The sequence below is a fragment of the Streptomyces sp. CB02056 genome (assembly GCF_001905545.1).
In the GTDB taxonomy this organism is placed as follows: domain Bacteria; phylum Actinomycetota; class Actinomycetes; order Streptomycetales; family Streptomycetaceae; genus Kitasatospora.
Window position 1 is genome coordinate 68,417 of record NZ_LIPD01000018.1, and the last position, 12,851, is coordinate 81,267.

Sequence of the window (12,851 nt, forward strand, 5' to 3'; positions counted from 1 at the left end):
AAGCCCGCTCACGACCGCCGAATCCGCCTCCCGGGAGGGAGGGGTCCGGGGGAGGCGCCGGGTCCGGCAGCCCCCGGGCCCGGCAGCGACCGCCTCAGGCCCGAATCATCGGCTCCAGCACCTCGTCCACCAGCCGACCGGCGAACCCCGGCCCCATGTTCTCCAGCCCGCGGATCTTGACCTGGTAGAGCAGCATCGCCGGAATGACGTCGGCCACCAGCGGGGTGGCCGCACCGAGCCGGACGTCGCCGCGCTCGGCACCGCGACGCAGGATCTCCAGGATGGTCCGCGCGGTCGGCTCGATGACCCGGTCGGTGATGAAGGCCTTGAAGACCTCGGCCCGCTCCTGGTCGATCTCGCCCATCAGCGCGTTGAGCGCGGAGCCCGTCGGGGAGGCCATCGCCTGCGTGAACCCCTCGATGAGCCGGTGGAGTTCGTCACGCGCGGACCCGAGGTCGGGGGTGTCGTAAGGGCGTGGAAGAGTGGCGTCCAGGGCGTCGATGACAAGTTCGTCCTTGGATGCCCAGCGCCGGTAGAGCGCGGCCTTCCCGGTCCGCGCCGCGCCGGCGACCCCTTCCATGGTGAGCCGCGCGTATCCGCCGGAGGTGAGCTGGTCGAGGGCGGCCTCGAAGATCGCGTTCTCCAGTTCCTTCCCCCGGCGCCGCGCCGGCCGCGTCAGCGCCTGGCGGGCGGCCCGCACCGGACAGAAGCCCGGTTCGCCACCCGGCCCCGAGCCCGACCCGGCGCCCGACCCCCCTGGCGCCACCCCGACGCCCTCCTCCCCCGGTCGAACGGCCCCGGACCGGACAGCCCCGGACCGCACGGCCTCAGGCCGGAGGACCTCAGGCCGGAGGACCTCAGGCCGAACAGCCGCCTCTCCGGGCGCCGGCCCCGCCGAACCACCCGGCGACCGACCGGACCGGTCCGCCACCAGGCGTCGCACCAACCGCTCCATCGCCACCACCCTTAAGGAACGCTTGCGTTCACAATCACGGCCAGGATATCGTCCCGCCTAGTGAACGATCCCGTTCCTTCTCGGCCTGCGCAAGGGCGCAGTGCCATGCCCGGACCGGCGACTCCGCCGGCCCCGCACCACCGAGCACATAGCCAGCAGGGGGCACATTCGTGGCTATCTCCGACACGCTCAGCAAAAACCCACCACCGCGGACGAACCAGGGGCGGGGCAAGGGCATCACCCTGACCGTCATCGCCGCCACCCAGCTCATGGTGGTCCTCGACGCGACCATCGTGAACATCGCGCTGCCGCACATCAGGGACGCCCTGGGCTTCTCGACCACCGACCTGTCGTGGGTCATCAACGCCTACACCCTGACCTTCGGCGGGCTGCTGCTGCTCGGCGGTCGCGCGGGTGACATCCTCGGCCGCCGAAGGGTGTTCATCTTCGGCACCCTGCTGTTCGGCCTGGCCTCACTGCTCGGTGGTTTCGCGCAGGACAGCAGCCTGCTGCTGGCCGCCCGCGCGCTCCAGGGCATCGGCGGCGCGATCTGTTCCCCGACCGCCTTCGCCCTGATCGCCACCAACTTCGACGAGGGACCGGAACGCAACCGCGCGTTCGGCGTGTTCTCGGCGGTGGCGGGTTCCGGCGCAGCGATCGGCCTGCTGGCCGGCGGTCTGCTCACCGAGTACCTGAACTGGCGCTGGGTGTTCTTCGTCAACGTGCCGATCGCCATCCTGATCGCGATCGCCGCGCCGCGCCACATCGCCGAGTCCGAGCGCCACCCGGGCCGCTTCGACCTCCCCGGCGCCCTCACCTCGACGCTCGGCCTCGTCGGCCTGGTCTACGGGTTCATCCGGGCCGCCTCGGACGGCTGGTCGGACGGCATCACGCTCGGCTCCTTCGCCGCCGGCGCGATCCTGCTCGCCGCCTTCCTCGTGGTCGAGAGCCGCACCGACCAGCCGATCACCCCGATGCACCTGTTCGCCAACCGCAACCGCACCGGCGGCCTGGTGATGATGCTCTGCCTGGCGGCGGCCATGTTCGGCATCTTCTTCTACGTCGTGCTGTTCGTGCAGGGTCCGCTCGGCTACAGCCCGCTGAAGGCCGGCGTCTCCTTCCTCCCTATCAGCGTCGCGATCATCATCGCCGCGCAGATCGCCTCCAACCTCCAGGCCAAGTACGGCCCGAAGCCCTTCATGGCGGGCGGCGCACTGCTGGTCACCGTCGGCCTCACCTGGCTGACCCAGATGAGCAAGGACAGCGGCTACCTGGACGGGGTCCTCGGCCCCACGGTGGTGTTCGGCTTCGGCATGGGTCTGATCTTCGTCCCGGTGATGCTGCTCGCGGTCGCGGGCGTCCCGGGCGAGGAGACCGGCGCCGCCTCCGGCCTGCTCAACTCGATGCAGCAGATCGGCGGTTCACTCGGCCTGTCGATCCTGACCACGGTCTTCGCGCACTACGCCACGGCGGAGGCCGCTGTGCAGCTGCCGAAGTTCATGGAGAGCGCGAAGCCTGAGCAGCTGGCCTACCTCCAGCAGCACCACGAGTTCCCGCAGGGCACCGACGCCGCGAACACCGTGCTCACCCAGGGCATTTCGCACGGCTTCATCGTGGGCGCCGCGCTCGCGGCGGTCGCCCTGCTCGTCGCGGTCTTCGTGATCAAGGCCAAGGCCAGCGACCTGCCGAGCGGCTCCTCCGCAGTCGCGATGCACTGACACCGTCACCGTCACCGTGCGCCGACGCCACCACCGCGCGCCGACGCCGTAGGTGACGGACCGGCGCCGCACGACGCCAAGGGCCGGCCGGGAGCAGCACGCTCCCGGCCGGCCCTACCGCTGTCCGCGGCCCCCGCCTCCACCCTCGGGCGGTCTACCAGGCCTCGTACGCCAGCCCCGCCTGATCGCAGGCCGTACGGCCGACCGTCCTCGAGTCGACCCGCGGCCGCTCCGCCAGGATCTCCCGGGCCCGGGCGGCCGCGAGGTTGGTCGCGTACCAGGGCTTCGACTCCGCCCCCAGGCGCTGCCCGATCAGCTGCAGCGCACAGCTCCGCTGCGGCTCGGGGAGCCGGTCCAGGGCGGGTACCGCGTCCGCCGAGAGCCCGCGGACGTTGCGCAGGTCGATGGCCGCGGCGCGCGGGTCGTCCCGCAGGGCCTGCTCGTACCGGGTGACGTTCTGCTCGGCGACGATCGCGTCCGGGCCCATCAGGCCGTAGACCGCGACGGTGAGCATCCCGCTGAGGACGACGACGCGCGGCAGCCAACCGGCACGGCGGGTCAGCCCGGCGGCGATCAGCAGCAGGAAGACGGCACCCAGCCAGACCTCGACCACCAGCACCCAGAGCCGCAGCCGGGTGAGCCCGGAGGCATCCACGTAGAACCACATCCGGCCGAGCGCCGAGGCCACCACGGCCAACGCCAGCAGGCAGAGCAGCCCGAGCAGGATCCGCGCCACCCGGCGGTCGGCCACGGTGGTGCGCGGCGCCCAGCGGTTGGCGACCGCCACCACGACCAGCGTCAGCACGGTGATCACGCTCAGCTGCCAGAAGCCCTGCCGGGCGTACTCGGAGCGGCTCATCCCCGTGTTGCTCAGCACGGCGTCCGCTCCGCCGAGCACCACCACGGCCTGGATCACCGCGAAGACACCGAACATCAGGTTCAGCCCGATCAGCGGAAGCGCCCACTCCAGCCGCCGCCGCTCCCGGCCCGGCCGGATCACCGTACGGTCCCAGCGGCGCGGGCCGGCGGCCATGTGCGCGAAGCCCAGCACGGTCACCGTTCCGAGCACGAACAGCGCGCCGCGCCCCGGGAGCTGGTCGAGGTCGAGATCCGGACTGAGACCGCCCAGCAGATCCGCCATGGCGGCGTCGGCGCTGGCGAACAGCAGGCCGAAGACGGTCAGCAGGGCGGCGGCGACCCCGAGCGCCTTGAGCACCGGGACGATCCGGTCGCGGCCGGGCAGCGGCCGCCGGTCCATGCTCTCCCAGACCCAGACCACCGAGGACACCAGCTGCCACACGATGCCGGGCAGCGGGAACAGCACACCCGGCCAGCGACGGCCGCCGTGCAGGGCCAGCGAGGCCAGCGCCAGCGCGCCGACCACGGCCGGCACCGCGGGCCAGCCGGCGTCCCACCGGGCCGGGACGGCGAGCAGGGCGAGGGCGAGCAGGCTCCACACCGCCGTCCAGGGCCGGATCCGGCGCCCGGCCGTCCGGGCGGCGATCCCCGCCCCGACGGCGGTGGCGGAGCCGAGCAGCAGCAGGTTGGGCCCCAGGCCGTCGTAGAGCAGCCAGGCCGTCAGCAGGCCGGTGAGCAGGGCCGCCAAGAGGATCTTGGGGGTGGCCCCCGCCCGGCGCTCGGGGGCACTGGGGGCCAGCCACGCGGGGGGCGAGGGCACGGCCACGCCGGGCGCCCGGCCCGGGCCCGGCCTGCTCTGCGGGTGGGTGCCCGCCGGGCGGTACGGACCGTACGGGTCGAACGCGTCGTACGGGTTGGACAACTGGGTCGGACCCGGCGCGACTGGATCGGGCGACCTGGTCGGGTCGGGTGACCCAGTCGATCCCGGCGTGACCGGATCGGGCGACCCGGTCAGGTCGGGTGCCCCAGTCAGGTCAGGAGACTCGGTCAACCCCGGCGCGACCAGATCGGGCGACCCGGTCAGGTCGGGCGACTCAGTCAAGTCGGACGATCCAGTCGCCCCCGGCGCGATCAAGTCGGGCGACCCAGTCGAGTCAGGTGACCCAGTCGGATCGAGCGACTCAGTCGACCCCGGCGAGGTCGAGTCGGCCGACTCGGTCGGACCGGGCGAATCGGACGGGGCAGGCGTGGACGGGCCCGGCATGAGTCCCCCTCAGTGGTCAGCAGGCATGCGGACGCCACCCATCGGGCGGTCCGCGGACCGGCGCGCTCAGCGCCCGGCCGCTGCCGACTGTAGACCATTCTGAACAAGTTCAAAAATCAGTTTCGAACGTGTTCAGAATGCCCTCACCACCACAGGACTCCCCTGGCTACCCCTTCACCGATCCGGCCAGCAGCCCCCGGACGAAGTAGCGCTGGAGGCTGAAGAAGACGATCAACGGAACGATGATCGACAGGAACGCCCCGGCCGTGAGCAGCTCCCAGCGCCCGCCGAGGGAGCCGGACAGCTGCGCCAGCCGCACCGTCATCGGCGCCACCTCCGGTGTGCCGCCCGCGAAGGTCAGCGCCACCAGCAGGTCGTTCCAGACCCACAGGAACTGGAAGATCGCGAACGAGGCCAGCGCCGGGGTGCACAGCGGCAGCACGATCGAGCGGAAGATCTTGAAGTGCGAGGCGCCGTCCACCACCGCGGCCTCCATCAGGTCGCGCGGCAGCTGGGCGATGAAGTTGTGCAGCAGGAACACCGCCAGCGGCAGCGCGAACATGGTGTGCGCCAGCCAGACCGGTGCGTAGCTGCCCTTGAGGTCCACCGCTGGGATCAGCGTCAGCGAGCCCAGGTGCGCACCGCCGGCGAACAGCCGGAGCAGCGGGATGAGCGCCATCTGGAGCGGCACCACCTGGAGCGCGAACACCGTGAAGAAGACCGCGTCGCTCCCCCGGAACCGCACCCAGGCCAGCGCGTACGCCGCCATCGCCGCCAGTGCCAGCGGGAAGACCGTCGCCGGGACGCTGATCGCCAGCGAGTTGACCAGGAAGGGCATCAGGCCGGTGGAGGCGCCGGACCCGCCCTCGAACAGCACCGAGTGGTAGTTGCCGAGGCCGAGGTCCGGATGGAGGAAGGCGTTCCACCACCCGCTGGCTGTCACATCCTGCTTGGGGCGCAGAGAAGTCACCAGCAGGCCCAGCGTCGGGATCGTCCAGAGGACCGTCATCGCGATCACGAACACCGAGGCCAGCGGACTGCTGAAGGCCTTCCGCACCGGCGGCACCGACCGCGCCGACTTCACCGGCCGCACCGACCGTGCCGCCTTCACCGGCCGCACCGGCGGCACCGGCCGCACCGACTCCGCCGGCCGCTCCCGGCCGCCCGTCCCGGTCACCGGACCTCACGCTCCTTCCGCAGCTGCACGATGTTGTAGGCCACCAGCGGCAGCACCGCGAGGAAGAGGAGCACCGCGAGGGCACTGCCCCGGCCGGAGTTGAACTGCACGAAGGATTGCGAGTACATCTCGTTGGCCAGCACCTGGGTGCCGAAGTTGCCGCCGGTCATGGTGCGGACGATGTCGAAGGCCTTCAGGGTGATGATCATGACGGTGGTCAGTACGACCATCACCGTGGTGCGGATCATCGGCACGGTGACGTACCAGAACAGCCGCACCCCGCTCGCGCCGTCCAGCCGGGCCGCCTCCACCACCTCGTCCGGGATCGCCTTGATCGCCGCCGACAGCACCACCATCGCGAAGCCGGTCTGCACCCAGACCATCACCGCCATCAGCAGGAAGGTGTTCAGCGGCTGCGAGAGCAGCCAGTTCGGCGGATCGTCCCAGCCCACGGCGACGGCGAGTTGGCTGAGCAGGCCGATCTGCGGCTGGCCCGGCCCGCGCGACTCGTAGACGAACTTGAAGATGATCGACGCGCCGACCAGCGAGATCGCCATCGGCATGAAGATCAGCGACTTGTACACCGACTGGCCGCGCATCCGGTCGACCAGCAGCGCCAGCACCAGCCCCAGCCCGGTCGCCACGAGCGGCGCGACCACCAGCCAGAGCAGCGTGTTGACCAGCACCTTCTGCACCGAGTCGGAGGTGAGGGCCCAGCCGAAGTTCTCACCGCCGACGAACCGGGTGCCGTCGTCGTTCTGGAGGCTGAGGTAGACCGTGCGGACCAGCGGCACGACCAGGCCGACGGCCAGCAACAGCACCGCCGGGCCGAGGAACACCGCGACCGCCAGCGGTCGGGCCAGGCGGCCCCGGGCCCGACCGGCGGCCAGGAAGACCACCAGCAGGATGCCCAGGAAGCCCGCGACGGCGCCGAAGGTGTTGCCGAACTTGACCGCCGCGTCGTTCCAGGAGCCGGCCGCGAGGTTCTCGGCGACCAGCCTCCCGGCGGCCGATTCGGCGACGGGTGACGGGAATCCGGTTACGGACATGGCTGCGCTTCCCTTCGGGTGTGGTGGGAAGGGGGGCGGGCGGTGCGGGTGGGTGGCCCCGCACCGCCCTCGACAGGTGGTCCTCGGTGTGCCCGACCCCCGGGAACCGGCTCCTCGGTGTCGGCCCCGGAGGCCGGCGCCGGGCCCAGGACCGAAACCGGGGCCAGGGCCAACTCCGACTCCAACTCCGGCTTCGGCTCCGGCTCCGGCTCCGGCTCCGAGAGCAGCCCCGGAACCAGCCCCGGAACCGAGCAGGACGGACGGCCCGGCTACTGCGGCCAGGCGGCGTCGATGTCGGCGGCGGTCTTCTGGATCGACTGCCCCTCGGCGAACCAGGCGGTCAGCGACTTCCACTCCTGCCCGGCGCCCACGGCGGCCGGCATCAGGTCGGAGCCGTCGAATCGGAAGGTGGCCGACGGGTCCGTCAGCGCCTCCGCCGACAGCTTGTCGATCGGGTCGGTGTAGAGGCTCTTGTCCACGCCCTGGTTGGCCGAGACCCAGCCGCTCGCGGTCTTCACCCGGCTGCTCGCCCAGTCCGAGCTGGACAGGTAGTTCTGCACCGCCTGCACCTCGGGCCGCCCGGAGAAGGCCGCCAGGAACTCGCCGCCGCCCTCGACCGGGTTGGCGACCGACGGGTTCACCGCGGGCAGGTGGAAGGCGAAGACGTCCCCGTCCGGGCCGACCTTGGTGCCCTTGGGCCACTGCGCCTCGTAGAAGGAGGCCTGCTGGAGCATCAGGCACTTGCCGCTCAGGATCGGCGTGCCCGCGTCCTGGAAGGTGGTGGTGGCGATCGACTTCACGTCACCGAAGCCCGCGTTGACCCAGGCCGGGTTCTGCATCCAGTCGGCGACCGTCTTCATCGCGGTGGTGATCTTCTGGTCGGAGAACTTCACCTGGTGGCCGACCCACTGGTCGTACACCTCGCCGCCGTACGAGCCGAGCACCACCTCCTCCAGCCAGTCGGTGGCCGGCCAGCCGGTGGCCGTCCCGGAGGCGATGCCGCCGCACCACGGCTTGGCGCCCCCGGCCTTGGCGATCCGGTCGCTGAGCGCCATCAGGTCGGTCCAGGTCTTGGGCACGTCGTAGCCGGCCGCCGTGAAGGCCTTCGGCGAGTACCAGACCAGGGACTTCATGTTGGCGCTCATCGGGGCCGCGTAGTAGGTGCCGTTGACCGAGCCGTACGTCTTCCAGATCGGGCTCCACTTGTCCTGGTTGGCAACGGTCTGGGCGGGCGGCTTCACCACCTTGCCGCTCTTCACCATCTGCGCCAGCAGGCCCGGTTGCGGGATGATCGCGAAGTCCGGGGCGTTGCCGCCGGAGACCCGGACCGGCAGCTGGGACTCGAAGTCGTTCGAGCCCTCGTAGCTGATCCTGATCCCGGTGCACTTGCTGAACTCGGCCCAGGACTTCTCCAGGTTGTCCGACTCCGGGCTCAGGATCGAGGCGAACATCGTCACGGTGGCGCCCGAGTGTCCGGCGTACGGCTGGTACCTGGCGCAGTCGCCGGACAGCGAGGCGGCCGATCCGCCTCCGCCGCCACCCGAACCGCCGGAGCTGTTGGAGCAGGCCGCGGTCAGCGCCAGTGCCGCCACCAGGACGGGCACGGCGGCCAGACGGCGGCGGGAACTCGATTGCGGCGCGGTCGGGTTGAGGATCAATGCGGTTCTCCTCGCCAGGGCATGCTGCCGACGGTGGGCTGAACGACATTGCGCTGTACCGGAGATGGGCCTACACGGGGATCGCGGACAGGTTCACGGGAACGGAATCGCGGAACGGATTCGCGGAGCGGGATCACGAGCGGGATCACGAGCGGACGGCGGCCGGACTGATCGAAGACGTTAACGCAGCCGCCGCCCCCCCGCCAAGTTCCCCGTTCGACCTTCACAAGCCGGTGTCCCGACCGTGACCCGCGACCGGAAGCCGAAGGCCCCGACCGGACGTTCAGCCGGACATCCAACCGGACATCCGCCGCAAATCCAGCCGGGGCCTTGCGATATGACCGAACGTCAGAAGAGCCGGACCGGCAGCTCCAGCAGACTGTTGACCACCAGCGAGGGGCTCGGCCTCAGGTCCACGTCCGGCACCGCGAGCGACAGCCCCGGGAAGCGCTCGAACAGCGCGGGCAGCGCGACCCCCGCCTCCAGTCGGGCCAGCGGGGAGCCCGGGCAGACGTGCGGGCCGTGGCCGAAGGACAGGTGGCGGGACGGGTCCCGGGTGATGTCGAAGACCTCGGCGGTCACCCCGTGCTGGAGCGGGTCGCGGCCGATCGCGTTGTACGAGACCAGCACCGGTTCACCGGCCGGGATCACCACCTCGCCGACCGGTATGGGCTCGGCGGCGAACCGGAACAGGAAGTTGCTGGTCGGCGGTGTCCAGCGGAGCGACTCCTCCACCACCGCGTCCCAGGACACCTGTCCCGAACGCACCAGTTCCAGCTGGTCCGGGTGGGCCAGCAGGGCCCGCACCGCGTTGCCGATCAGGTTCACCGTCGTCTCGTGGCCGGCCGCGATGATCACCCGCAGGGTGGCCGCCGCCTCCGCGTCGCTCAGCGCCCCGCCCTCCGTGTCGGCCGCCAGCAGCACGCTCGCCAGGTCCTCGCCGGGAGCCGAACGGCGCTGCGCCACCAGGCCGTTGACGAAGGCGTTCAGCCCGGCGACGGTCGCCTGGATGCCCTCCGGGTTCGGCTTGATGCCGAAGAACCGCTCGTACAGGTCGCGCAGCAGGCCGTGGTCCGACTCCGGTACGCCCAGCAGCGAGCAGATCACCGTCATCGGCAGCGGGAAGGCGAAGGCCGTCTTGAGGTCCACCAGCGGCTCGCCCGCCGCCAGGGCGTCCAGCAGCGCGTGGGTGATCTCCTCGACGCGCGGCCGCATCAGCTCCACCCGGCGCGGGGTGAAGGCCTGCGCGACCAGCGCCCGAAGCCGGCGGTGCTCGGCCCCGTCGGTGGTCACCATGCTCGGGCCGGGCACCGCCAGGCCGATCAGCGGCCAGGTCTTCGGGACCTCGCCGCGCTGGTAGGCCGCCCAGTGCGCGGCGTCCTTCACGAGCCGGGCGTCCGTGAGCAGGTCACGTGCGGCGGCGTGCCGCGTCACCGCCCAGGCGGCGACCCCGCCGGGCAGTTCGACCGGCACCACCGGGCCGGCGGCCCGCAGCAGGGCGCCCTCGGCCGCGTTGTCGCGGGCCAGCGGGTCGAGGGCGATTCGGGCCGGGGCAGCGGTCATCGACGTCTCTCTTTCGAAGCTCTGGAGAAGCTCTCTCGAATCCTTTCGAAGCCGTTCGAAGCCGTTCGAAAACAGCCGAAGCCTTTCGGAGGTTTCGAGGGCGTTCGAGGGGTTTCGCGGCTCTTTCGAACGGCGGGTGCGGGTGGATCAGGCCGGGTGGCCGGGGGTGAACGAGACCGGCAGCGCCACCAGCCCGCGCACCCAGGCCGACGGCCGCCACACCAGCGCGTGCTCGGCCACCGCCAGCCGCAGGTCCGGCAGCCGGTCGAGCAGCACCTCGATCGCGGTGGTGGCGATCACCTCGGCCGCCTCCTGGGCCGGGAACGGGCAGCCGTGCTCGCCGTACGAGTAGCTCAGGTGCGCCCGGTTGCCCTCCGCCGGGCGGCCGTCCGGCTGCCGGACGGCCGGGTCGGCGTTGGCCCCGGCGATGCCGAGCAGGACCATGTCCCCCTCGCCGATCCGCTGGCCGCCCACCTGGGTGTCGCGGACCGCCCAGCGTCCGGCGAAGATCTGGGTCGGGGTGTCCTCCCAGAGCGCCTCGTTCAGCGCCTGGCTGATGCTGCGCCGGCCGCCGGCCAGCGAGGCCGCGAACCGCTCGTCGGTGAGCATCAGCCGCAGCGTGTTGGAGATCCAGTACGAGCTCGGCTGGTGGCCGGCGATCAGCAGCACCCGCAGGTCGCGCATCACCTCGTCGTGGGTCAGCCCGGCCGGGTGCGCCAGCATCCGCGAGGCGACGTCGGCGCCCGGGTACTCGGCCTTCTCCTCGACCAGCGCGAGCATCAGCTCCAGCAGCCGTTGGGCGCCGGCCGGCGCGTCCGGGCCGCCGTCCAGCATGGCCAGCAGCGCCGCGATCAGCTGCGGCGCCTGCTCCTCGTCCAGGCCGAGCACCCGGCACAGCACCAGCAGCGGCATCCGGTGCGCGTACTCGGCGACCAGGTCTGCCTCGCCGCGCCCGGCGAACTCGTCGATCAGGCCGTCGGCGATCTCCTCCGCGTGCTTGCGCAGCTCGTACGGGTCGATCCCGGCCAGCGCGTCGGTGACCGCGCGCGAACGCCGGACGTGCTCCTCGCCCTCGGCGTAGAGGATCGAGGGGACGGGGGCCATCATCGGCTTCAGCGGCCAGTCGGCGGGCAGCGTCGCCCAGGCGTGCCAGCGGCTGGAGTCGCGGCCGAACAGCTGCGGCCGGCCGGTCACCTGCTGGAGCTCGCGGTAGCCGATGACCAGCCAGGCGGGCACGCCGCCGGCCAGCTCGACCGGGGCGACCGGGCCGTGCGCGGCGCGCAGCTCGCGGTAGAGCTGGGACGGGTCGGTCTGGAAGCGCGGCCCGTACAGCGGCGTGGCGCCGGCGTGCGCCGGGCAGCCCGGGGGCGGGGTGGCGGCGGGCTCGGTCACGGGGTGCTCTCCTCGTAGATCGCGGTGCGGGGCCCGGCCGGGGCTGGCCGCGCGGCGGGGGCCGTCTCGTCCTCCCCGGCGGCAGCGGCCGGGACGCCTCCGTCGGCACTGGCCAGGACGGCTCCGTCGGCACCGACCAGGGCGGCCTCGTCGGCCCCGGCCAGGGCGGCCAGGTGGTGGACCAGGGCGATCAGCACCCGCTTGCCGGACTCGCGGTCGCGCGCGTCGCAGTCCACCAGCGGCACCTCGGCCGGCAGGTCCAGCGCCTCGCGGACCTGCTCCAGGGTGTGGCCCGGCTCGCCGAAGTTGTTGCGGGCCACGATGAACGGCGTGCCGTGGTGCTCCAGCCGGTCGATGGCGTACCAGGAGTCCTCCAGGCGCCGGGTGTCCACCAGGACGACCGCGCCCAGGGCGCCGCTGAACAGGCGGTCCCAGAGGAACCAGAAACGTTCCTGCCCGGGCGCGCCGAACAGGTACAGCACCTGGCGCTCGGAAAGGGTGATCCGGCCGAAGTCGAAGGCGACCGTGGTGGAGCGCTTGCCCCAGGCGCCGGCCGGGTCGATGCCCTCGCCCGCCTTGGTCATCACCTCTTCGGTGTTCAGCGGACGGATCTCGCTGACCGAGCCGACCAGGGTGGTCTTGCCCACCCCGAAGCCGCCGACCACGACGATCTTCAGCGCGTTGTCGGCCGTCGCCCGCAGCGGGGTGCGCGCACCGGCGGGCCGGACGTCAGCGGCAGCCTGAACGGCGCCGGCGGGCCGGGCCTCCACAGCGGTCCGGACGCCGCCGGCGGCCGAGACGTCAGAGCTGTTGAAGGCCATGCAGCACCTGCTTCAGCGTGTCGAGGTCGGGCAGCCGGGCCTTGTTCGGCGCGAACCGGGGGTGGCGGGCGGTGACCGCCCCGGACTCCAGCAGGTCGCCGAGCAGGATCTTCACCACCGAGACGGGCAGCGCCAGTTCCGCCGCCACCTCCACCACGGCGGTCGGGGCCTCGCACATCCGCAGGATCCGGGCGTGCTCCGACTGCATCCCGGGCGCCGGCCGCCGCTCGGCGACGATCAGGGTCACCAGGTCGAAGGCGTTCTCCGGGGAACGGCTGCGGCCCCGGGTGATGGTGTAGAGACGGTCCGGGTCGTCGTCGCGGCCCGGCAGCACCGGCCCCGGACTCATGCGCCCACCTCGCTCCGCGCGGCGGGGGCGTCGACCCCCGCGACCCC

At 72.1% G+C, this 12,851-nt stretch carries 10 protein-coding genes; 1 reads left to right on the plus strand and 9 read right to left on the minus strand.

Annotation, left to right across the window (positions count from 1 at the left end):
* Positions 1–94 precede the first annotated feature (94 nt).
* On the minus strand, positions 95–700 hold the full coding sequence (locus tag AMK13_RS35315; protein ID WP_074005680.1) for a TetR/AcrR family transcriptional regulator: 606 nt from the start codon (positions 698–700) through the stop codon (positions 95–97).
* 425 nt (positions 701–1,125) lie between these two features.
* Here AMK13_RS35315 and AMK13_RS35320 point away from each other — a divergent pair, with 425 nt between their 5' ends.
* Positions 1,126–2,673 carry an MFS transporter gene (locus AMK13_RS35320; RefSeq protein ID WP_049653101.1) on the plus strand — a complete coding sequence of 516 codons (1,548 nt, stop codon included), beginning with the start codon at positions 1,126–1,128 and terminating at the stop codon, positions 2,671–2,673.
* Positions 2,674–2,827: 154 nt separating this feature from the next.
* On the opposite strand, the gene AMK13_RS35325 is transcribed toward AMK13_RS35320, so the two are convergent.
* From AMK13_RS35325 to AMK13_RS35360, 8 genes are all read right to left on the minus strand, one after another.
* On the minus strand, positions 2,828–4,453 hold the full coding sequence (locus AMK13_RS35325) for a DUF4153 domain-containing protein (protein WP_107418947.1): 1,626 nt from the start codon (positions 4,451–4,453) through the stop codon (positions 2,828–2,830).
* 508 nt (positions 4,454–4,961) lie between these two features.
* The gene (locus tag AMK13_RS35330; RefSeq protein WP_241853169.1) at positions 4,962–5,972 is read right to left on the minus strand and encodes a carbohydrate ABC transporter permease; all 1,011 of its coding nucleotides are present in this window, start codon (positions 5,970–5,972) and stop codon (positions 4,962–4,964) included.
* Entirely contained in the window at positions 5,969–7,021 is a 1,053-nt protein-coding gene (locus AMK13_RS35335) for a carbohydrate ABC transporter permease (protein ID WP_079272796.1), read from the minus strand. The genes AMK13_RS35330 and AMK13_RS35335 overlap by 4 nt, the downstream gene beginning before the upstream one ends.
* 269 nt (positions 7,022–7,290) lie before the next feature.
* Complete coding sequence (locus tag AMK13_RS35340; RefSeq protein ID WP_241853170.1) at positions 7,291–8,679, minus strand: ABC transporter substrate-binding protein; 1,389 nt, start codon at positions 8,677–8,679, stop codon at positions 7,291–7,293.
* Positions 8,680–9,027: 348 nt separating this feature from the next.
* Positions 9,028–10,242 carry a cytochrome P450 family protein gene (locus AMK13_RS35345; RefSeq protein ID WP_049653107.1) on the minus strand — a complete coding sequence of 405 codons (1,215 nt, stop codon included), beginning with the start codon at positions 10,240–10,242 and terminating at the stop codon, positions 9,028–9,030.
* A gap of 147 nt (positions 10,243–10,389) precedes the next feature.
* Positions 10,390–11,634, minus strand: coding sequence for a cytochrome P450 (locus tag AMK13_RS35350; RefSeq protein ID WP_049653108.1), 1,245 nt, complete (start codon positions 11,632–11,634; stop codon positions 10,390–10,392).
* On the minus strand, positions 11,631–12,455 hold the full coding sequence (locus tag AMK13_RS35355; RefSeq protein ID WP_079272797.1) for a GTP-binding protein: 825 nt from the start codon (positions 12,453–12,455) through the stop codon (positions 11,631–11,633). The genes AMK13_RS35350 and AMK13_RS35355 overlap by 4 nt, the downstream gene beginning before the upstream one ends.
* Positions 12,436–12,804 (minus strand): DUF742 domain-containing protein, encoded by a 369-nt coding sequence (locus tag AMK13_RS35360; RefSeq protein ID WP_074005682.1) that lies wholly within the window; start codon positions 12,802–12,804, stop codon positions 12,436–12,438. The genes AMK13_RS35355 and AMK13_RS35360 overlap by 20 nt, the downstream gene beginning before the upstream one ends.
* Between the last annotated feature and the right edge of the window lie 47 nt (positions 12,805–12,851).